The organism is Megasphaera jansseni, assembly GCF_047974155.1.
Taxonomy (GTDB): Bacteria; Bacillota; Negativicutes; order Veillonellales; family Megasphaeraceae; genus Megasphaera.
The window spans coordinates 39,073-61,982 of sequence record NZ_JBHYRR010000016.1 but is presented as its reverse complement, the minus strand read 5'-3'; the positions used below and the strand labels follow the sequence as shown (position 1 = coordinate 61,982).

The following is a 22,910-nucleotide window of genomic DNA, read 5'->3' as shown; positions in this document are numbered from 1 at the left end:
TTACCATCCTCCGTCCAGGAAGGGATTGCCCCGCCGTTCATCACCGATGGATGTCGCCGGGCCGTGGCCAGGCAGGACCAAGGTATTGTCCGGCAGGGTCATGAGTTTCGTTTCCAGGCTGTGGAGCAGCGTCTTCGACGAACCGCCGTAGAGGTCGGTACGGCCGACGGAATAGCGGAAGAGCGTGTCGCCGGAAAAGACGACGCCTTCGCCGTACAGGCTGAGGCCGCCCGGCGTATGGCCCGGCGTTTCCAGGACCGTGAAGTGCAGGTTCCCCAAAGTCAGTTCATCGCCGTCCTTGACCAGGTGGTCTGCCGACGTGCATTCGATGGCCTGGCCCATGAACATGGATAAATTATTGTGCGAATTGGAAATGAGGTCGGCATCGCCGGCGCCGACGTAGACCGGCACGTTCTTGCGCTGGCGCAGTTCCTGCAGGGCGCCGATGTGATCGGCATGGCCGTGGGTCAGGAAGATGAATTTCAGCGTCAGGCCGTGGCTGGTCAGGGCCTTGTCGATAGCCGGATAATCCCAGGCCGGGTCGACGACCATGGCGTCTTTCGTATCCGTATCGTAAACGATATAACAATTGGTCATGATAGGACCAAGTTCCATACTGATATATTTCATGCTCATATACATTTCTCCTTAAAAGGTTTTCTGGCTGTCCAAGAGGATCGTCACGGGACCGTCGTTTTCCAGGGATACGACCATATGGGTCCGGAAACGGCCCGTCGCCACGGTGACGCCAAAGGCGCGGACAGCGGCGACGAACTGCTCATACAAGGCTTCGGCCTGTTCGGGCTTCGCCGCTTCGATATAGCTGGGACGGCGGCCGTGGCGGGCATCACCGTACAGCGTGAACTGCGAGATGACCAGCATCTCCCCGCCTTCATCGAGGAGGGAGTGATTAAGTTTCCCCTGGTCATCTTCAAAGATCCGCAAGTGGACGATCTTGTCGGCCAGGTAGCGGACGTCGGCTTCTGTATCCTTCACGGAGACGCCGAGGAGGACCGTCAGGCCGTTACCGGCCTGACCGGTGAGGACGCCGTCTGAGGTCACGGAAGACGTCAGCGTCTTTTGTACGACAGCTCTCATGTCTGGCTCCCTCCCGTATAGCGTTCGACAGCATAGACATCCTTCAGGCGGCGTATCTTGGTGGCTACGAATTCAAACTGGGCCAGGTCCTTGATGCTGATGCCCATATGGATGGTGACATTCTTGGTATCGCTGGTCTTGGCGTTGACGCTGAGGATGGAAATCTTCATTTCCGCCAGGGTGGCCATGATTTCGGCCATGATGCCCGTGCGGTCGTAGGCGACGATTTCCATGTTCACTTCGAAGCGTTCATTGCCGTCATAATCCCATTCGACGTCGATGAGGCGGTCCACATCGTTCTGGCTGTGCGTGACGTTCGGGCAATCGGCGCGGTGGACCGAGACGCCGCGGCCGCGGGTAATGAAGCCGATGATGGGATCACCCGGCACGGGGCTGCAGCATTTGGCCAGGCGGACCAGCAGGCCCGGTTCGCCTTTGACCAGGATACCCGTGCCGTTGTGCTTGACCGGTTTCTTGGTCTTGAGTTTTTCCAGGGCTGCCAGGCTGTTGGTCTTTTCTTCCTGCTTCTGCAAATCTTTCTTATGCAGTTCCAGGAGCTTGATGAGGACCGTATTGACGGCAAAGCCACCATAGCCGACAGCGGCGACCAGGTCGTCTTCGGAGCCGGCATTCATCTGCTTGGCCACGCGGCCCAGGCGGCCGCCGACGTTGATGGCTTTCCAGTCATGGCCCAGGCGCTTGCATTCCCGTTCCAGCGCATCCAGGCCCTTGGCAATGTTTTCTTCGCGGTTTTCCTTCTTGAACCAGCTGCGGATCTTCGAGCGGCTTTCCGAGCTGCCGACGATATTCAGCCAGTCCAGGCTGGGCTTGCCGACTTTGGACGTAATGATTTCGACGATGTCGCCGTTCTTCAATTTATAGTCCAAAGGCACGATCTTGCCGTTGATCTTGGCGCCGACGCAGCGGTGGCCGACGTCGGTATGGATGCGGTAGGCAAAGTCGATGGGGATAGAGCCCTGGGGCAGGTCGATGACGTCGCCCCGCGGCGAAAAGACGAAGACTTCATCGGAAAAGGCGTCGAGCTTGAGGGCGTTGACGAATTCTTTCGGATTGCTCGTATCCTGCCATTCCAGGAGGTTGCGCAGCCAGCCCATCTTTTCATCGAAAGCGTCCTTGTTGGCCGTCTGGTTGCCTTCTTTATAGCGCCAGTGGGCAGCGACGCCGTATTCGGCGATGCGGTGCATTTCCCAGGTGCGGATCTGGATTTCGACCGGCTGCCCTCTCGTCCCGATGACCGTCGTGTGCAGGGACTGATAGTTATTGGGCTTCGGCATGGCGATATAGTCCTTGAAGCGGTACGGCAAAGGCTTCCACAGGCTGTGGACGATACCCAGTACGCCGTAGCAATCCTTGACATCGTCGACGATGACGCGGATGGCGAAGAGGTCATAGACCTGGCTCAAGTCGCGGTTATCTTTCTTCATCTTTTTATAAATGCTGTAAAAATGCTTGGGCCGGCCGTTGATTTCGCAGTGGATATGGGCGTCGTCGAGGGCCTTCTTGAGGACGTCGATGGCTTCGTTGACGATTTCTTCGCGGACGTGGCGCTTCTGCTTCATCTGGTCGACGAGGTCGTAGTATTTATCCGGTTCGAGGTAGCGGAAAGACAGGTCTTCCAGTTCCCATTTGATATTGAAAATCCCTAAGCGGTGTGCCAGAGGCGCAAAGATTTCCAGCGTTTCCTGGGCGATGCGCTTCTGCTTGTCGCTGCGCATGTAGCGCAGGGTGCGCATATTGTGCAGGCGGTCGGCGAGCTTGATGACGACGACACGCACGTCCTTGGCCATGGCCAGGAACATCTTGCGCATGCTGTTGAGCTGCTGGTCTTCTTTGGTACGGTAATTGAGGCGGCTCAACTTGGTGACGCCGTCGACGAGGAAGGCCACTTCCTTGCCGAACATCTTCTTGATGTCTTCCAGGGTGTACGAGGTATCTTCGACGACATCGTGGAGGAGCGACGCCGTAATGGTCGTCGTATCTATTTTCATATCTGCCAGGATCTGGGCCACGGCCAGGGGGTGCAGGATATACGGCTCCCCGCTGACGCGGCGCTGGTCCTTATGGGCCTCTTCGGCCAGGTTATAGGCTTTGGTCACATCATCGCATTTGGCCTGGGGCAGATAGGTATGTATCGTGTCGATGAGGTGTTTGAATTCGACATCTTTATCTTTAAATTCCATAATATGAAACCTCCTTACTCCTTGCAGTACAATTCATACGTCGGCGACGTATGAAGATCCATTTTCCCCGCAAGGATAGGAAAATAATAGGCTGGGCCGTCGTCATCATGGCGTACTTTGAGGACACCGATTTCCCGCAGGACGACGATGGCAGCGTAAATGGTGTGGACGTCATAGCAGTCCCCCTGGGCGGCGGCCAGCCGGCGGCGGACCTGCCAGACCGGCATGCCCCAGTCGGGGATGCATTTCTTGAGGGCCATGTAGATATCGACCATGACCGTCCGGTCAAGGACGATATGGCGGCCCGGCAGATGGACGTCCTGGATGACCAGCTGCGGCGACGACGTGCCGTTGAAGTCGTTCCGTTCGAGCTGGAAGGCCACGTCGATGACATCGCCTTCGACGATGGCGTCGCACAGGCCCGCCTGGGACCAGGCGACACCGGAAAGGCGCGTCCTGTCGGCGCCGCGGGCGACGAGGCGGACGTGCTGCTTTTCCCGGCCGATGGGACGGATTTCCTCTACCGTAGCCCCGCTAAGGGAAAAGACAGGCCGGCTGTTGCCCATGCCATACGGCTCCAGGCGGGACAGTTCGGCGATGAGGTCCAGCGTCACATCGGCTGGCTCCAGTACCTTGTCGATATGGACCAGGGGGATGTAATCGGCGGCCGTCATGTGTGCTGCGGCATAATCCAGCAGGCGCTGGCGCAGGGCCTCGATGTTCTCGGCCTTGACGGAGAAACCCGCCGCCATGGTATGGCCGCCGAACTGGATGAGCAAATCCTGGGCGTATTGCAGGGCTTCATACATATTGAAGCCGCTGATACTGCGGCACGAGCCCTTGCCGATGCCGTCGCGGACGGTAATGACCAGGGACGGCCGGTAATACGTTTCTACCAGGCGCGACGCGGCGATGCCGATGACGCCGACGTGCCAGCCTTCGTGATAGGCGATGAGGACGCCGTCACGGCCCCTCCCCTGCCCTTCGATCTGGGCGATGGCCTCCTGGGCAATGGTGTGCTCGATGTCCTGGCGCTCCGTGTTGAGACGGCTCAGTTCCGCCGCATCGGCGGCGGCCTTGGCCGCATCGCTTTCCAGGAGCAGCTCGACGCCTTTCGTGGCATGGCTGATGCGCCCGGCGGCATTGAGGCGCGGCGCCGCCGTGAAGGCGATGCGCCCGGCCGTGATGTCCTTGCCGCTGAGATCCGACGCATCGAGGAGGGCCTTGATGCCCGTCCGCTTCCCTTTCTTCATGGCCGCCAGGCCATAGCGGACGAGGATGCGGTTCTCCCCGGTCAGGGGGACCAGGTCGGCGATGGTCCCCAGGGCCGCCAGGTCCGTATAGCCCGGCAGGTCTTCATGGCAGTGATGCTGCCACAGGGCCCGGCAAAGGACATAAGCCACGCCGGCCCCGGCCAGCTCCTTGAAAGGATACGGGCAGCCGGCCTGCTTGGGATTGAGGACGGCCAGGGCTGGCGGGATCTGCTCCGGCGGTTCGTGATGATCCGTAATGATCATATCCAGGACAGGCGAGAACTGCCGGACCAGGTCATAGGATGAAATGCCGCAGTCGACGGTGATGAGCAGGTCGGCCTGCCGGCTCAGCTGCTCCAGGGCCCCCTCATTGAGGCCATAGCCTTCACTCTCCCGTTCGGGAATGTAGAACTGCGGCGACGCGCCGAGGTCACGGAGGACCGAATAAACAAGAGACGTCGACGTAATGCCGTCGACGTCATAGTCACCGTAAATGACGATGCGCTGCTTTTCGGTTATCGCCTGTCCCAACCTGATGACGGCCGTCTCCATGCCTTTCATCTGGAAAGGATCGGCCATATCGGCCAAAGTATCGTGAAGAAAATGGTCCCCTTCACGGACATCGGCGATGCCGCGGCTGGCCAGTACCTGGGCCAATATCGGGGATATATGTAATTGTACAGACAAGGCCTCGATGAGCTCCCTGTCGGGGCTGCTGAACTGCCATCGTTTCTCCATAGCTATCACGACACATTCTCAAGAATAATCACTATCAATAAATCAATTATTATTTTATCACTTTCTATTCTCAAAATAAAGGCCAAATCTATATACACTTGCCATTATTTGTCAATTTTGAGAAAATTTAAGATTTGTTTAATATTGGGGGCATAAAAAAAGCGCTGTCGTATAAAGACAGCGCTTTTTCTGTAGGGGTCGCCACGTGGGCGACCCGCTTCGGTATTTTGGTAAATTCCCTACGAATCCGGATGGGAAAATCCATACATATCCAGTTGCGGGCTTGCCACGTGCAAGCCCCTACTACAAACTACAAAATTACGATTCGGCAGCAGCTGCTGGCGCGGAGATGGCGTTGTGGTCGGCGGCGGGGTTGATATCTTCTTTGGAAATGGTCAGGCGGTGCTGGGCGGCCTGTAAGATGAGGTCGGCCGTCTTGACGACGCCGTAGTCACTGGATTTGAGGCTCAAGTCGTAGTTGGCGCCGTAGCCCCAATAGGAATCGGTGCAGTACATGCAGTGATCGCGCCGTTCGTGGTTGACGTGGTTGCGTATCTTCCGCGCCTTTTCGGCATCGACGTGTTCGCGGAGCATGATGCGTTGAATGGCCCAGTCCGGGTCGGACGAGATGAAGACGTTGAACGTATTCGGCCGTTTGCGCAGGATGTAGTTGGCCAGGCGGCCGACGATGACGCATGACTTCCCATCGGTCAGAGCCTGGATGACTTCAGCTTCATCGCGGAACATTTCCTGCTGCTTCGATTCATAGCCCGATGCATAGTGGATATAATCATCATAGACCTTGGTCAGCAACGGTCCGAGCAGGCGCTTGCGGTCTTTGCACCAGGCGGCGAAAGTCTGCGGATGTTCCTTGCGGGTCAGATTGAGGATTTCCGTGTCGTAATACGGGATGCCGAGCTTGCGGGCGACGAGCTTGCCGATGTTGCGGCCGCCGCTGCCGTATTCACGGGAAATCGTAATGACCAAGGGACTTTCGGTATCTTCTTTGATCCAGGCCGGATGATTTTCGCGGCCTTCGATTTCGCCGATAGCGTGATGGCGAAAGAGCAAGTGTTCAATAGGTCCTGCCATGGTGCAGCCCAGGAGGATCAGGGCCAGGCCGACGACGGCATTGACCGTAATCGGTTCTGACAAGATGATAGCCGACAAGATCAAGGCGATGATCGGCTTGATGAAGAAGGCAAAGGACGCATTGGACGGCCCTGTCAGTTCGATGGCCTTCATGAAGCAGAGATAGCCGAAGCCCGTGACGACTAAGGAACAGTAAATAAGGGGCCATACGGTATGAGAATCAATACCGGCCAGAATCGGGTCGCCGTGGAACATGAGGATGAAAAACAGGAAAACACAGCCGATGAGGAAGCTGAAGGCATTTTCTACGTTGCCGCCCAGTTTTTCAATGCGGAGTTTCCCCAGTGTCGTATAGAGGGCAAAGGAAATCGCTGCCGACAGCGACACGAGCAGGCCGATATTACCACTGCGGATGATAGCCATCGGATTGGCGACGATGACCAGGCCGATGATACTCAGGACCAGGGTAATGGCCTTTTTTCGGGTAAAGGCTTCGTGAATGATGAAATACGAAAAAATCATGACAAAAATCGGGTTACTGGAAAAGACGATAGCCGCCAGACCGGCATTAGCCATGTTGACCCCGATCTGGAAGAGGATCATGCTGAAACAGATGTTGATCAGCCCGAGGACAGCCAAATAACCCCAATCGGAACGATCGAGGTGGATGCTGCGCTTCTTCAAATCTCGGATGGCCAGCGGCATGAGCAATAGCCCACCGACGAGGAACCGGAGAAAGGTTAGCTGGAAAGGTGTGAACGCCGTCCCGGCAATCTTCAAGGAAATTTCCATCGTACCAAAGGCTATGGCCGTCAGAACAATACATAATGTACCCAGTTTAGATGACATACAGAATGGCCCCTTTCTAAATGGTTCTTAAAAACACGCTTTATTATATACCCATTGAGAAGGGATGGCAATAAAAAAGGGCTTGTCGTCGTGCGACAAGCCCTTTTTTAGCAGTCAGCAGTTAGCGGTTAGGGGCTAGGGGTTAGGGGCTAGGGGTTAGGGGTTAGGGGTTAGGGGCTAGGGGCTAGGGTTAAAACAAAAAGACCCCGCATGAGGGTCGAAACCTTCATGCGGGGCCTTTCTTCTATTCTCATGCAGCGAGTGCAATCAAATTAGTCTTCAAAACCCTTCTGTAAACGTACATAGGATTCGCGACGGTTCTTAGCGTCTGCTTCTGTCTTAGCATAGAGAGCGTCTGCTTCTTCCGGGAAGCCTTTCTTAAGGGAAGCATAACGAACTTCACCCTGTAAGAATTCCTGGAATTTGCTGTAATCCGGTTCTTTGGAGTCGAGGCTGAACGGATTCTTGCCCTGAGCTTTGAGATCCGGGTTGTAGCGGAAGAGATCCCAGTAACCGCATTCGACAGCGAGTTTTTCTTCCAGCTGGCTCTTGCCCATGCCTTTACGGATGCCGTGGTTAATGCAAGGAGCGTAGCAGATAACCAGGGACGGGCCATGGTAAGCTTCAGCTTCAGTCATAGCTTTCATGAGCTGGTTCTTATCAGCACCCATAGCTACCTGAGCTACATAGACATAGCCATAGGAGATAGCCATCATGCCGAGGTCCTTCTTCTTCGTGCGTTTGCCGGCAGCAGCGAACTGAGCGATAGCTGCAGTCGGGGTAGCTTTAGAGGACTGACCGCCAGTGTTGGAGTAAACTTCGGTATCGAGGACGAGGACGTTGACGTCGTGGTCGGAAGCGAGGACGTGGTCAACACCGCCGTAACCGATATCGTAGGACCAGCCGTCACCACCGATAATCCACTGGCTACGTTTAACGAAGAACTGTTTCTTAGCGAGGAAGTCTTCGAGAACCGGTTTGCCAGCAGCTTCTTTTTCGAGGAGAGCTGTCAGTTTGTCAGCGCGTTCACGAGAGCCTTCGCCTTCGTTCATGTTAGCAGCCCAGTCGCTGAGTGCAGCCTGGAGTTCCGGAGAAGCAACGGCTTTAGCAGCGTCGAGGTTTTCAGCCAAGTCTTTGCGGACTTTGTCTACGCCGAGGAACATGCCGAGACCAAATTCAGCAGCATCTTCGAAGAGGCTGTTTGCCCAAGCCGGGCCATGGCCAGCAGCGTTCATGGTGTACGGGGAAACCGGAGCGGATGCACCCCAAATGGAGGAGCAGCCAGTAGCATTTGCAATCATCATGCGATCGCCGAAGAGCTGCGTGATGAGTTTGACATACGGTGTTTCACCGCAGCCTGCGCATGCGCCGGAGAATTCGAGGAGCGGAGTTTCGAACTGAGAACCGATGACGGTCTTCTTGTTCTGCGGGTTAGCTTTCGGAGCAACCGTTTCCGTACCATAGTACCAGAGGTCCATCTTCTGACGTTCTGCGTCGGTGTTCGGAACCATGGTGAGAGCCTGAACCGGGCAAACGTTTACGCAGGAACCGCATTCGAGGCAGTCGAGCTGGTCAACGATGATGGAGAGATCATATTCTTTGCCGGATTTAGCTTTCGGAGCTACTTTGTAGCCTGCCGGAGCAGCAGCTGTTTCTTCTTTCGTCGTCAATACCGGACGGATAGTAGCGTGCGGGCAGACGAAGGAGCACTGCAAGCAGCCGATACATTTTTCAGCATCCCAGGAAGGAACGTGGAGAGCCGGGCCTGCTTTTTCGAATTTAGCAGTACCGGAAGGCATGGTGCCATCTTCGCGGCCAGCAAATGCGGAAACCGGGAGATCGTCGCCAACCTGTTCGAGCATCGGTTTTGCAACTTCCGTGAAGTACTTCGGAGCCGGACGGCCTTCGACGACTTCGTCTTTAGCGTCAGCCCAGGAAGCCGGATAGTTAACTTCATGGAATTCTTTGATACCAGCATCAACAGCGCCGTTGTTCATGTCAACGACTTTCTGGCCTTTCTTGCCATAGCTCTTGACGATGGAGTCTTTCAAGTATTTAACAGCGTCATCGATAGGAATGATCTTAGCGAGTGCGAAGAATGCAGCCTGCATGACCATGTTGATACGAGTGCCGAGGCCGAGTCTCTGGCCAATAGCGTCACCGTTCAAGGTGTAGAATTTAACATGGTTCTTAGCGATAGCGCGTTTGATGCGAGCCGGAAGTTCTTTTTCCAGTTCTTCATCAGTCCAGGTGCAGTTCAGCATGAATGTGCCGCCTTCTTTGATACCGCGGAGGATGTCAAAGCGTTTTACATAGGACTGACGATGGCAAGCGATGTAGTCAGCTGCGTCGATGAGGTACGGCATATCGATCGGGCGAGTACCGAAACGCAGGTGAGAAATAGTTACGCCGCCGGATTTCTTGGAGTCATAAGCGAAGTATGCCTGAGCATACATGTCGGTGTGGTCACCGATGATCTTGATAGCGGATTTGTTAGCGCCGACAGTACCATCAGAACCGAAGCCCCAGAATTTGCAGGACGTAAGGCCAGTCGTGTCAACCGGCATTTTCGGTTCGCGCGGAAGGCTGAGGTTGGTAACGTCGTCGTTGATAGCCAGCGTGAAGCCGTTGAGCGGATGTTCTTTCTTGAGTTCTTTGAAGACAGCGAGGAAGTCTTCCGGAAGAACGTCTTTGGAGCCCATACCTGTACGGCCGCCGATAACGTCGATGTTGAGGCCTTCTTCTTTTACGAAGCCAACGATATCGAGGTAGAGCGGTTCGCCGAGGGAGCCCGGTTCTTTCGTACGGTCGATGACAGCGATCTTCTTAACAGTTTTCGGAAGAACGTTGAGGAGGTATTTGTTGGAGAACGGACGATAGAGGTGAACGTTGATGGCACCGACTTTTTCGCCCTGGCTCTGCAAGTATTCGACAGTCTGTTTAGCGACGTCGGAGAGAGAACCCATGGAAACGACAACGTATTCAGCGTCAGGAGCGCCGAAGTAGTTGAACGGTTTGTACGTACGGCCAGTGATTTCAGAAATCTTGTCCATGTAGTCAGCTACGATATCCGGCATAGCGTCATAGAATTTGTTGGAAGCTTCTGTGTGCTGGAAGTATACGTCCGGGTTTTCTGCAGTGCCGCGGATTTCCGGATGATCCGGGTTGAGGGCACGTTTACGGAATGCTGCGATAGCGTCCCAGTCAACGAGTTTCTTGAAGTTTTCGAAGTCCATGACTTCAACTTTCTGGATTTCGTGAGAAGTACGGAAACCATCGAAGAAGTTGATGAACGGCAGGGAACCTTTAATTGCTGCCAAATGAGCGACACCACCGAGATCCATGACTTCCTGAACATTGGATTCGGCCAAGAGACAGCAGCCTGTTGCACGAGCAGACATAACGTCCTGATGGTCACCGAAGATGTTCAGTGCATGGTTAGCCAAAGCACGAGCAGCTACGTGGAATACGCCCGGGAGGAGTTCACCAGCAACTTTGTACATGTTCGGGATCATGAGGAGGAAGCCCTGAGATGCCGTGTACGTAGTTGTCAAAGCACCAGCCTGTAAAGAACCGTGGAATGCGCCAGCTGCGCCAGCTTCGGACTGCATTTCAACAACGTTGACTTTGTGGCCGAAGATGTTTTTCATGCCAGCGGCTGCCCAATCATCGACATGTTCTGCCATAGGAGAAGACGGCGTGATCGGATAAATTGCGGCAACTTCAGTAAATGCATAGGACACCCATGCAGCTGCTTCGTTACCATCCATGGTTTTAAATTTGCTCATAGATAAAACACGCTCCTTAAATAAAAGTATACTTTCAATATGGAAACACCATACTGATAGGCTTAAGAAAGCTATAAAGACGTTCTGTTGCATCCTCATACGGGCGGCGCGGACTCCCATCACCCAGGTTCCATGGATGACTTCTGTTCACGTATCGTCCATACACGTCCCTATCTTGAAAAAAATGCAATGAAAAGCGGGAAGGTTCAACAATATTCAAAAAAGGTATTGCTAATATTCTCAATCTGTAATACTATTATAGTGATATTACAGATTTGCACACCAACATGCCTTTTGAAGCTTGCTGACCATCACAAACCGAACGACTTTGTAACTTTTTCTTACAAGTTAATTATATGCCTAAGTAATGCTAAATTCAATAGGAATGTGATGCTAGTTTATGCATCATTCAGTGCTATTTTGTAAACGTATACCAATCGAGTGTATATTAAAGTGCCGATTTGGTGTACACCATTAGTGGAGGTGTTAGTATGGATTTTCATCATCTTAAATACTTTGTCGAAGTAGCCGACAAGAAATCATTCAGCAAAGCCGCGCGGACGCTGCACATTTCCCAGTCCGCCATCAGCCGCACCATCAAGGCCCTGGAAGAAGAACTGGGCGTCGTCCTCTTCATGCGCAACGCCAAGGCCGTCGAACTCACCGATGCTGGCACGATCTTCCTCTCCCACGCCAAGCGCGTCGTCTTCATGTTCGAACACTTGAAGACGGACTTTGAAAACGAATTCAAGCTGGAACAAGGGACGGTCCTCATCGGCCTGCCGCCGATCACAGGGGCTCCGATCTTCGCCAACCTCCTGGGGGCCTTCAAGCAGGAATACCCGCAGATCGAACTAGACCTCTACGAACACGGCTCGAAGAAAGTCGAAATCAGCGTCCAGGAAGGCCTCATCGACCTGGGCATCGTCTGCACGCAGCCGAAGGAAAAGGACTTTGAATCGTTCTTCCTGACCCAGGACCCGATGAACGTCATCATCCACCGGGACAACATCCTGTCCAAGGAAAAGACGATTCCCCTCAAGAAGCTGGCCAATGAATCGCTGGTCCTCTACCGCGATGACTTCAACCTGCACGACGAAATCATCCAGCACTGTAAGAAGATCGGTTTCCAGCCGAAGATCGTCTTCGAAACGAGCCAGCGGGACCTCATGATCCAGACCGTCGTCGCCAACCTGGGCGTCGCCCTCCTGCCGAGCCGCCTGTGCCCGACGAAGGAAACGAACCCCCGCGTATCGGAATCGGTCGTCGTCCGTCCCCTGGTAGAACCGGAAATCATGCACGTCCTCTACGTCATCTGGAAACGGGGCCACTACCTCTCCCATGCCGCTCAGTTATGGCTTGACTTCGTCCGCAATAAGGCCCGCGTCATTTCCAATTTATAAGGCTTATGGACAGACACAAGTTTCCCCCTGACCTGACGGGGATCAGCAAAAAGGAGCAGCAGAGCCGGGCGGTCCTGTCCCGCCTGCACCGCCGCTTCTGTCAGGCCTGGCACAGCCTCCCCAAGGCCCAGAAGTGCGTCGTCATCGTCGCCCTCCTGGAGTTCTTCTGGATCGCCGCTTTACAGTTCCAGGTCTATGAGCTGGCAGACACGGTATCCACCCAGCGTGTCCGCATCGCCCAATTGGAAAAGCAGGCCAAGAAACAAAATAATATGTTATATTCAGCCTCACAAACACTGGATGATATCGAAAAGAAATGGCATCGCCTCAATTTCCGCGTCCTCGAAAACACGTGGCGCATCGAAGAACCGGAAAAAGACCCGGACTCTTTATGAGTCCGGGTCTTTTTTTACACTTTTCTTTAATTTTCGATGATTTTCAGGAATGTTTCCGGGTCCGGCAGGGACCGCATGATTTTCCAGGGCGCGCATTTCGCCAGGTCTTCGTAAGAATAACGGCCTGTCGCCACGCTGATGGTGCGGGCACCGATGGCCTTGCCGCACTGGATGTCGTAAGGCGTGTCGCCGATGACATAAGCCATCTCGATGGCATCGCCCCAGGCCTCCTTGGCGATGGCCAGGGCATTGCGGGCCAGATCATCGCGGTAGTAATAATTGAAGGCGAACCCAGAATGAGGGAAATCGAAATACTGGGACAGGCCGAAGACGTCCATTTTCATGCGGGCACCGATGGCGCTGTTGCCGGTCAGGAGAAGCTGCTTGTAGTCTTTACGCTGCTGGAAGAAAGCCAGGTTCTCTTCCACATGAGGCAGGACGACGCCTTCTTCCGCCTTGCGCTTCAGCCATTTCAGGAGCTTCTTTTCATAGCCCCGGCAAAAGGCATGGACTTCATCGTCTGTCGGCATGATGCCTGTGGCTTTATACAAGAGCTGCTGGCAGATGAAATTGTCCGTCCGGCCGCCGGCGGCGATCTTCGGCACGGGCACGTCAGCGCCCTTGAGGTCGTGGAAGACTTCTTCAATGGCGTATAAACCGGCCCGGCCCGTATTCAATAGGGTTCCGTCAATGTCCCAGTATAGTAATTTCACAGTATTCACTCCCTCTTCGGGCACGCACTTTGGTCATTACTGTTTGGATACGATTTCCTTCGTATCGCGGGCGATCATGATTTCTTCGTTCGTCGGGATGACGTACATCTTGACCGTCGAATCATCCGTGCTGATGAGGGCATCTTTGCCGCGGACGTTGTTGCGCTGCGGGTCGAGTTTAGCACCGAGGTATTCCAGGCCTTCGGCAATGGCTGCACGGTCTTCGATACCGTTTTCGCCGACGCCAGCCGTAAAGGTGATGACGTCTACACCGCCCATAGCAGCTGCGAAAGCACCGATTTCCTTGCGGACCTGATAATGGAACATGTCGAGGGCGAGCTGAGCGCGTTCATTGCCTTCAGCAGCGGCCTGGCCGAGATCGCGGAAGTCGCTGGAAACGCCGGAAATGCCGAGGACGCCGGATTTTTTATTCATGAGCGTATCCATTTCTTTCGTCGAAAGGTGGTGGTTGTCCATGACGTTGAGGACGATAGCCGGGTCGATATCGCCGCAGCGGGTACCCATGAGGACGCCGGCGAGCGGTGTGAAGCCCATGGTCGTATCAACGCATTTGCCGTATTTGATGGCAGCCAGGGAAGAACCGTTGCCGAGGTGGCAGTTGATGATGCGCAGTTTTTCAACGGGTACGCCCATGACTTTAGCGACTTCGCCAGCTACATAGCGATGGCTCGTGCCGTGGAAGCCATAACGGCGGATGTGGTCTTCGGTGTAGAGTTCATACGGGAGGCCATACATGAAAGCTTTCGCCGGCATGGTCTGATGGAAGGCCGTATCGAAGACGCCGACCTGGGGAACGCCAGGCATGATAGCTTTGCAGGCGTTGATGCCGATGATGTTAGGCGGATTGTGGAGCGGAGCCATAGCCGAGCATTTTTCCAAAGCTTTCATGACTTCATCCGTAATGAGCGTGGAAGCAGCAAATTCTTCGCCGCCATGGACGACGCGGTGGCCGACAGCATCGATGGCATCCATGGATTTGATGACGCCGCATTCAGCGTCGGTGAGGATGTCGAGGACGAGTTTGACAGCGACTTTGTGATCCGGGATGGACTGTTTGATTTCTTTCTTCTGGCCATTCCATTTGTGGGTCAGCTGCGAATCGGGAAGGCCGATTTTTTCGACCAAACCTTTTGCCATTACTTCTTCATTGTCCATGTTGATGAGCTGGTACTTCAAGGACGAGCTGCCGCAGTTTACAACCAATACGATCATGAAAATTTACCCTCTTTCATTTGTCTTAGAATTATTTGAGCTGGCCAAATACGTGGTCAACTACTTCTTTAGCCAGGGCATCGCCGTCTTTGTACATGTACATGACGTGCCATATCTGGCCATTATCTTCAAAGAAGAGACTCCGCACGATGAGCTTGGCCGGCTGGCCGTTGAGCGGTTCCGTATAGGAAGCGTCGACAACCGTGGCCTTACGGCCGCTTTCTTCCGCGTCGGTGACCTTCGTTTGCAGATCAGAAACATCCGGTGTCTGTTTCAGCATGGCAACGTATTCTTCTGCCATGGCTACAGGCGTCGTTTCGCCAGCCGTTTCGGAAACAGCGACGACATTGATGTGCTTATCGTTGTTGATGTACATCATGCCTTCCCCATTCTGGCGGCTTACATGGGCCAGGTCGAACGGTGTCATGACATAGACTTCCGAATTCCCGGCTTTGAGCTGGACATACCCGAAGCTGTATTCTTCGAGCATCGTCGTGTTGCCGCATCCGGACAACAATACGACAGCTGCGGTCATGGCCGCAACTGCTAATAATTTCAATCCTTTCATGCAATCACCTATTTATGCTTTCTACAGACTAGGTTCATTATAGCATAAAAGGCTTATAGCGTCACCTAAAAAAAGCGACGAATTGCAAATACTTTCGTCCTCCCTCCCAGAGGGAATGAGTATACACCATTGACGTATCCCGGAGTGGCCCGTATACTTATAACCATTAGTATGATTTTATTTAAAACATATAATATAATTCTCGTCAGGCTATACTTTTTCGAGATTTTGTGAAATTTTGAACATATAGGAGGCTCTATGGAATCCATTGCCATCATCGCCGAATTCAACCCTTTCCACACTGGCCACGCCCATCTGATCGCCCAGGTCCGCCAGGCTGCCGGCCCGGATGCGGCCATCGTCATCATCCTGAGCGGCGCCTTCGTCCAGCGCGGCGAGCCGGCCTTTTTCGATAAATGGCACCGCGCGGCCTGGGCCATCGAAGGCGGTGCCGACATCGTCATCGAACTCCCGGCCGTCTATGCCCTGTCGAGCGCAGCCGGCTTCGCCCAAGGCGGCGTCGCCCTGGCCGGCCGTCTCGGCTGCCAGGCCCTGGCCTGCGGCGTAGAAGACGGGACGGCCGAAGACTTCCTGGACCTGGCCCGCCTGGCTCAGTCCCTGCCGGACAACCTCCCGGACCCGGCCCGAAAGGAAACGGCTGGCCGCAGGCAGACAGACAGCCTGCTGGCAACATCTCCGGAAAAGGGCAGGCTCCTGGAACAGCCCAACGGCCTGCTGGCCTTTGAATATGCCAAAGTCCTCATCCAGCAGCCCCGGCCCATGGCTTTCTGGCCCTTCCCCCGCCAGGGCCGTCACGGCGATACCGGCCTAGGCAACGCTTTTGCCAGCGCCACGGCTTTGCGCCAGGCCATGAGCGGCAGCGGGACAGCCGCCGCCTGCCGGCCTTATATCCCGGCGGCCAGCCTGGCCGACGTAGAAGACCAGCTGGCCCGGGGCGCCTTCACCGATTACGACCGCTACGGCGATTTCGTCGCCAGCCAGAACCGACTGCTGACGCCGGACCAGCTGCGCCGCCTGCCGGCCTTTACGGAAGGCCTGGAAAACCGCTGGCACCGCGCCTTCATGGAAAACGGCAGTTATGACCGGGCTCTGGCGGCCATCAAGACGCGGCGCTATGCCTACAGCCGCCTCTGCCGCATGGGGGCCTATACCCTCTTGCAGCCCTCGCGGGACCTCATGGACCATTCTTATGCCGCAGGGCCGCAATATACCCGCCTCCTGGCCCTCAACGGGCGCGGCGCCGCCTTCCTGAAAGGAGCCAAGGGACAGCTCCCGGTCGTCACCAAAGTGCGTGCTGATGCTCCCGGCCTCTCTCCGCTGGGACAGGAACAGCTGCGGCTGGACCTTATGGCCAGTGACATCCAGTCTTTTTGTTTTTCTAAAGAAAACCAGCGGAAAGGCCATCAAGATTATTATCATTCGCCGATTTTCCTGCCCATTCAAAAATAAGATTTGCCTTATTCCTAAAAAAATCAAGCTGTTTTCAAGCTTTATAATTGTGTTACTGTCAAAAATCTGTTATGATATTTATTGTATTCTTAAAATTATAAGGAGGTTTTCCGCGTGTCTTTAAATCTTAATATCTATCAAACACTGGCAGCGGCCATCGTCGTATACTACGTCGGCGTCTTCCTGCGCGTCAAGATCAGCGTCCTGCGCAAGTACTGTATCCCGGCTCCCGTTGTCGGCGGCATTTTATTCGCTATTATTAATTGTATCTTATATACCCAAGGCATCTGGAAATACGAACAGGATACAATCATGCAGAACATCTGCATGATGCTCTTCTTCACCAGTGTCGGCTATACGGCCAGCATCAGCCTCATCAAGCGCGGCGGCGTCATGGTCTTAAAAATGGCCATCGTCACGACGATTCTGATCATCTGTCAGAACATCATCGGCTCCAGCCTGGCCATGGCCTTTGATCTGAGCCCGCTCATGGGCCTGGCAACAGGTTCCATCCCCATGGTCGGCGGCCACGGTACGGCAGCCGCCTTTGGCCCGCTCCTGGAAAGCATCGGCCTCGACAGCGGCGCGACCATTGCCGTCGCAGCCGCTACGTTCGGCCTCGTCGCCGGCGGCGTCATCGGCGGCCCGATTGGTGAAGAACTGGTCCACAAATTCCATCTCGTCAGCTCGGCTGAATCGGAACGCTTCGACCCGTCCTTCAATGCCGGCACCGTTTCTACGCTCAAAGCCGTGGCCGGCAATAAGGAACGCGCAGAAAACGCCATCAAGATTGAAAATAAAATCGGCCAGACCATCGACAATTACCGCTTCATGAACGCCATGGCCCACCTCTTCCTGGCCATGGGCCTGGGCACCCTAGTCAGCGGCTTCTTCAGCAGCATCGGCCTGGTCTTCCCCGGCTATATCGGCTCCATGATCGTCGCCGCCGTCATCCGCAACATCGCCGACTTCACCCACGCCTATAAAATCTATCAGCGTGAAAGCGAAGTCCTGGGCAACCTGAGCCTGACCGTCTTTTTGACCTGCGTCCTCATGAGCCTGAAATTGTGGCAGCTCGCCGACCTGGCCATTCCCCTGGTCGTCATGCTCCTCAGCCAGGCCCTGTTCATGGCCATCTTCGCTTACTTCATCGTCTTCCGCGCTATGGGCAAAGACTATGAAGCAGCCGTCATGACCAGCGGCGTCTGCGGTTTCGGCCTGGGCGCCACGCCGAACGCCATCGCCAACATGACAGCCATGACCGAACTCTTCGGCCCGGCACCGACAGCCTTCTTCGTCATCCCCCTCATCGGCTCGCTCATCATCGACCCGGTCAACGCCTCGATCATCACCATCTTTATCAACATATTCCATTGATATATGTCATCCCATCGTAGGGTCGGCCAGCAGTCAGCAGCTAGGGATTAGGGGTTAGGGATTAGGGGTTAGGGGTTAGGGGTTAGGGGTTAGCGGCTAGCGGTTAGGGGTTAGCGGCTAGCGGTTAGGGGTTAGCAGCTCGTGGCTCGTGGCTCGTGGCTCGTGGTTCGTGGCTCGTGGTTCGTGGCTCATGGTTAGCAGTCAGCCGCGGTCCCAGGGACCGCTTGCGTAGGGGCCGTCCTGAAAGGCGGCCCGCAGCTCGCAGCTCGTGGCTCGTGGCCCGTGGCCCGTGGTTCGTAGGGGCCGTCCTGATAAGGCGGCCCGGCTCTCCTGCTAGGAGAGCTGTCAGCGCAGCTGACTGAGAGGTTAATCGGCGATCTACGGCACCAGGTCGCGGAATTCCCACAACGGGCCGCCAGCCACGGCTGTCCGTTTTGGCAGCCGTCCTGCACCTTCCGCTGGTCGGCACCTGACGGGCCAAAAAGGCTTGGGGCGGCCCCTACGGCAAAAGGGCTTGTCGCACGAAGGTTTTTGCCATCATGCGAGGCCCCTTCAACTTAAAAGTTTTTCGTTCGTCGTTCATCGTTCATCGCGATGGATTGATATTTTTAATCCCATACGACAAACGATGAACGACCTACGATCAACGTAAAAAGAGGCTGTCTTAATGCGACAGCCCCTTTTGCTGGAGGAACGTCCCTCCCGGTCACACACTGGGAGGGGCTTTTTTATATGGAATTATTTAGCCATCAGGCTGGCTACTTTATTAGCAAAGGCGACGGGATCGTCGGGCATGATGCCTTCCAGGAGCAAGGCCTGATCGTAGAGCAGGTTGCAGTAGTCTTTGAAGGACTGGCTGTCTTTGCCCTGGTCGTGGACGGCCGTCAGTTTGTTGAACAGTTCATGCTGCGGGTTGATTTCCAAGATGCGGCGGGCCTTGAGCATGGGGTTGTTGGCAGCGGCAAAGGCCTGTTCCATGGCCAGCGACGGGCCGGCAGCGTCGGCGACGAGGCAGACGGCACCACTCTTGAGGCGGTTGGACAAGCGGACATCGGCGACTTTATCGCCCAGGAAGTCTTTCATGTCCTTCAAGAGGCCTTCGTTATCCTTGGCCAATTCTTCGTTCTTCTTCTTTTCTTCTTTGAAGGCGTCATCTTCCAGGTCCAGGTCGCCGCGGCTGATGGAGTGGAAACGATGGCCTTCGTATTCACCGATGGCTTCGACGGCGAATTCATCGACCGGGTCGGTCATGTAGAGGACTTCGATGCCGCGGTCGCGGAGCATTTCCATCTGCGGCAGGCCTTCGATGGCTTCTTTATCCTTGCCGGTTGCATAATAAATCTTCTGCTGGCCGTCTTTCATGCGGTCGACGTATTCCTTGATGGTGCACAGTTTGCCATCTTTCGACGACATGAAGAGCAGCAGGTCTTTCAATTTTTCGACGTTGTTTTCGCCGGTCATCATGCCGCTGTAAACGCCGATCTTGAGGGATTTGCCGTATTCAGCCCAGAATTTTTCGTATTTTTCACGGTCTTTTTCCAGGTTCCGCTTCAACGTCTTGAGGATGGTCTTTTCCAGGTTGCGGCCGATGAGGCTCAGTTCGCGGCTCTTCTGCAGGAGTTCACGGGAAATGTTCAGCGACAGGTCCGGCGAATCGACGAGGCCTTTGACGAAGCGCAGGTAATCCGGCAGGAGGTCCTTGCATTTATCCATGATGAAGACGTGGCGCGAATAGAGCTGGATGCCCGGTTCATAGTCGGCATAGTAGAGGTTGAACGGGGCTTTGCCCGGAATGAAGAGCAGCGCCGTGTAATCGACGGCCCCTTCGACGCGGTTGTGGAAAATTTCCATCGGTTCTTCCCATTCATAGAACTGGTGCTGGAAGAATTCCTTATATTCTTCCGGTTTGATGTCCGATTTATTGCGTGTCCACAACGGCTGCATGGAGTTCAGCGTCCGCGTTTCCGTATGTTCTTCTTCCGGAGCATCTTCGATGACCTTGCCGTCGGCATCCTTCGGTTTTTCCTTGGTCGTGAAGTCCATGGTAATCGGGTAGCGGATGTAATCGGAATACTTCTTGACCAGGCTCTGGAGGGTCATCTTATCGGTATAGTTTTCTTCGCTGTTGTCACCGTAGAAGTCCTTGCCCAGGCTGAGGATGATCGTCGTGCCGTGTTTCGGTTTCTGACATTCTTCCAGGCTGTATTCGCCGTCTCCGGTGGATTCCCATTTATAAGCCTGTTCTTCGCCAGCCTTGCGGGTGACGACCGTGACTTTATCGGCGACCATGAAGGCCGAATAGAAGCCGACGCCGAACTGGCCGATAAGGTCTTTGTCCGTGTTGTCTGCATCCTGGGATTCCTTCAGTTTTTCCAGGAAAGCCTTGGTGCCCGACTGGGCGATGGTGCCGAGGTTATCCATCAAATCCTGTTTATTCATGCCCAGGCCGTTATCGGAGATGGTCAGCGTGTGGGCGTCCGCATCCGGCGTCAAATGGATTTCAAAAGCCGTATCCCCTTCGAGAAGGTCTCCATCGGTCAGGGACTGATAATGCAGCTTGTCGATGGCATCGGATGCATTGGAAATTAATTCACGCAAAAAGATTTCGTGATTCGTATAAATAGAATGGACCATCAAGTCCAGTAATTGTTTTGTTTCTGCTTGAAATTCATGGGTTTCTTTCGCCATACTCAAACACTCCTTTGTATGATTCTGCCGTAGTGGCGGATACCTGCCGGTACCCTTACACCAATATCATACAGCAAAAAGTCAAATAGTCAAGTATTTTTTAAAAATTTGACCTTTATCGTGTATCCAGTATGCAATTTGAAATAGTGTACTAGATTGTATTATACTATATTTAGCACATTGGTATGAGCAAAAGAGATAGCTATTTATAGGCCGTAGTTCGCCGGCCGCTGATTAACCTCTCAGTCAGCTGCGCTGACAGCTCTCCTAGCAGGAGAGCCTAACCACGAATCTCAAAGGAGTGATAGATATGCAACAGACTTATGGTTTAGATCGCATCGGACTCATGAATCCTAAAGTAGTATACCGCAATATGTCGCCGGCCTGGCTGACAGAACAGGCCCTTATGAATCACGAAGGCATCCTCAGCGATACCGGCGCCCTGGTCGTGCGGACAGGCAAATATACCGGCCGGGCACCGGATGACAAATTCATCGTCGACACGCCGTCCATTCACGACTATATCGCCTGGAACAACATCAACCGTCCCATTTCCAAAGAAAGATTCAATGCCCTCAAGAGCAAGATCGTGGCTTATTTCCAGAACCGGCCGATTTACCTCTTCGACGGCTTCGCCGGAGCCGATGAGCTGTGCCGCAAGAAATTCCGCGTCGTCAATGAACTGGCCAGCGAATGTCTCTTCATCCGCAACCTCCTCATCCGGCCTACTGCCGAAGAGCTGGCCCAGTACGGGGAACCGGACTTCACCATTCTCGTCGCACCGGGCTTCCAGTGCAGTCCCCAAATCGACGGTACCCACTCGCAGGCGGCCATCCTCATCGACTACGAATCGCACACCGTCCTCATCGCCGGTACGCGCTACGCCGGGGAAATCAAGAAGAGCATCTTTTCCGTCATGAACTACTTCCTGCCCAATGAAGGCGTCCTGCCCATGCACTGCTCGGCCAATATGGACCCGGTCACCAAGGAGACGGCTATCTTCTTCGGCCTGTCCGGGACGGGCAAGACGACGCTCTCGGCCGATCCGAACCGCAAGCTCATCGGCGACGACGAACACGGCTGGTCGTCGCGGGGTATCTTCAATTTCGAAGGCGGCTGCTACGCTAAGTGCATCAACCTCAATCCCGAAAAGGAACCGTATATCTATAACGCCATCAAGGCCGGCACGCTCGTCGAAAACGTCGTCCTCGACGAAGACACGCGCCATCCCAACTACTTCGACAGCAAGATTACGGAAAATACGCGGGCCGGCTACCCCATCGACTTCATCCCCAATGCCGCCCAGCCCGGCAAAGGCGGTATCCCGACGGTCATCATCTTCCTCACGGCCGACAGCTTCGGCGTCCTGCCGCCCATTTCGCGGCTCAGCAAAGAAGCGGCCATGTACCACTTCGTCACGGGCTTTACGTCAAAAGTCGCCGGCACGGAACAGGGTATCACCGAACCGATTCCGACCTTCTCGACCCTCTTCGGCGAACCTTTCATGCCCCTGGCTCCGGATATCTACGCCGGTATGCTCGGCGAACGCATCGAAAAATACAACACGAAGGTCTATCTGGTCAATACGGGCTGGACCGGCGGTCCTTACGGCATCGGCAGCCGCATGGACCTGAAATACACGCGGGCCATGATCACGGCGGCCCTGAACGGTCATCTCGACGACGTCCCCTACCGCCACGACATGCGCTTCAACGTCGACATCCCTCAGGTCTGCCCAGGTGTGCCCAACCAGATACTCAACCCGCGGGCGACGTGGGATAATAAGAAGTCCTACGACATCATGGCCAAGAAAGTCGCTGCCATGTTCTACGAAAACTTCAAGAGCAAATACCCGGACATGCCCGAAGAAATCATCGAAGCCGGTCCTCGGGTGTAGATGGGCGCCCATCCCGGGCGCCCGCAGGCCGCAGCTCGCAGGTCGCAGGTCGCAGTTCGCAGGTCGCAGGCCGCAGTTCGCAGGGCGCAGGTCGCAGGCCGCAGCGACATCCACGATGTCGCACTGTAGGGGCCGTCCCAAGCCTTT

Annotated in this window: 15 protein-coding genes; 5 read left to right on the top strand and 10 right to left on the bottom strand. The window is 54.8% G+C overall.

All coding sequences use genetic code 11. From position 1 onward, the window contains the following. The 6 genes from ACE418_RS07560 to nifJ form a co-directional block, all read right to left on the bottom strand. The gene (locus ACE418_RS07560) at positions 1-636 is read right to left on the bottom strand and encodes an MBL fold metallo-hydrolase (protein ID WP_298587891.1); all 636 of its coding nucleotides are present in this window, start codon (positions 634-636) and stop codon (positions 1-3) included. 12 nt (positions 637-648) lie between these two features. Further along, the gene (gene dtd, locus ACE418_RS07555; protein WP_416450041.1) at positions 649-1,098 is read right to left on the bottom strand and encodes a D-aminoacyl-tRNA deacylase; all 450 of its coding nucleotides are present in this window, start codon (positions 1,096-1,098) and stop codon (positions 649-651) included. Beyond that, a complete protein-coding gene (locus ACE418_RS07550) occupies positions 1,095-3,299 on the bottom strand; it encodes a RelA/SpoT family protein (protein WP_416450040.1) in 2,205 nt (734 codons plus the stop codon). Before ACE418_RS07550 ends, dtd begins: the two co-directional genes overlap by 4 nt. Positions 3,300-3,313: 14 nt before the next feature. Then, positions 3,314-5,290, bottom strand: coding sequence for a single-stranded-DNA-specific exonuclease RecJ (gene recJ, locus ACE418_RS07545; protein ID WP_416450039.1), 1,977 nt, complete (start codon positions 5,288-5,290; stop codon positions 3,314-3,316). 318 nt (positions 5,291-5,608) lie between these two features. Continuing rightward, complete coding sequence (locus tag ACE418_RS07540) at positions 5,609-7,231, bottom strand: EamA family transporter (RefSeq protein ID WP_416450038.1); 1,623 nt, start codon at positions 7,229-7,231, stop codon at positions 5,609-5,611. Positions 7,232-7,503: 272 nt separating this feature from the next. Beyond that, positions 7,504-11,019 carry a pyruvate:ferredoxin (flavodoxin) oxidoreductase gene (gene nifJ, locus ACE418_RS07535; RefSeq protein ID WP_416450037.1) on the bottom strand — a complete coding sequence of 1,172 codons (3,516 nt, stop codon included), beginning with the start codon at positions 11,017-11,019 and terminating at the stop codon, positions 7,504-7,506. A 491-nt stretch (positions 11,020-11,510) separates the two neighbouring features. Between nifJ and ACE418_RS07530 the strand changes: the two genes are divergently transcribed. Further along, positions 11,511-12,422 (top strand): LysR family transcriptional regulator, encoded by a 912-nt coding sequence (locus ACE418_RS07530; RefSeq protein WP_014016983.1) that lies wholly within the window; start codon positions 11,511-11,513, stop codon positions 12,420-12,422. Between the two features lie 5 nt (positions 12,423-12,427). Continuing rightward, a complete protein-coding gene (locus ACE418_RS07525; protein ID WP_416450036.1) occupies positions 12,428-12,817 on the top strand; it encodes a hypothetical protein in 390 nt (129 codons plus the stop codon). A 26-nt stretch (positions 12,818-12,843) separates the two neighbouring features. Here the strand turns inward: ACE418_RS07525 and ACE418_RS07520 are convergent, their stop codons facing one another. Genes ACE418_RS07520 through ACE418_RS07510 form a run of 3 tightly spaced genes read right to left on the bottom strand, consistent with a single transcriptional unit; the run spans position 12,844 to position 15,331 of the window. Continuing rightward, complete coding sequence (locus ACE418_RS07520; protein WP_416450035.1) at positions 12,844-13,530, bottom strand: HAD family hydrolase; 687 nt, start codon at positions 13,528-13,530, stop codon at positions 12,844-12,846. Between the two features lie 36 nt (positions 13,531-13,566). Further along, entirely contained in the window at positions 13,567-14,763 is a 1,197-nt protein-coding gene (locus tag ACE418_RS07515) for an acetate/propionate family kinase (protein ID WP_416450034.1), read from the bottom strand. A gap of 31 nt (positions 14,764-14,794) precedes the next feature. Further along, positions 14,795-15,331 carry a hypothetical protein gene (locus ACE418_RS07510; RefSeq protein WP_416450033.1) on the bottom strand — a complete coding sequence of 179 codons (537 nt, stop codon included), beginning with the start codon at positions 15,329-15,331 and terminating at the stop codon, positions 14,795-14,797. Between the two features lie 258 nt (positions 15,332-15,589). Here ACE418_RS07510 and ACE418_RS07505 point away from each other — a divergent pair, with 258 nt between their 5' ends. Next, positions 15,590-16,801 (top strand): tRNA(Met) cytidine acetate ligase, encoded by a 1,212-nt coding sequence (locus tag ACE418_RS07505; protein ID WP_416450031.1) that lies wholly within the window; start codon positions 15,590-15,592, stop codon positions 16,799-16,801. A 114-nt stretch (positions 16,802-16,915) separates the two neighbouring features. Further along, positions 16,916-18,178, top strand: a complete 1,263-nt coding sequence (gltS, locus tag ACE418_RS07500) for a sodium/glutamate symporter (RefSeq protein WP_416450030.1) — start codon at positions 16,916-16,918, stop codon at positions 18,176-18,178. Between the two features lie 738 nt (positions 18,179-18,916). Here the strand turns inward: gltS and htpG are convergent. Further along, on the bottom strand, positions 18,917-20,866 hold the full coding sequence (gene htpG / locus ACE418_RS07495) for a molecular chaperone HtpG (RefSeq protein ID WP_416450029.1): 1,950 nt from the start codon (positions 20,864-20,866) through the stop codon (positions 18,917-18,919). A 310-nt stretch (positions 20,867-21,176) separates the two neighbouring features. Here htpG and pckA point away from each other — a divergent pair, with 310 nt between their 5' ends. Next, positions 21,177-22,763 (top strand): phosphoenolpyruvate carboxykinase (ATP), encoded by a 1,587-nt coding sequence (gene pckA, locus ACE418_RS07490; RefSeq protein WP_416450028.1) that lies wholly within the window; start codon positions 21,177-21,179, stop codon positions 22,761-22,763. Positions 22,764-22,910: the final 147 nt, after the last annotated feature.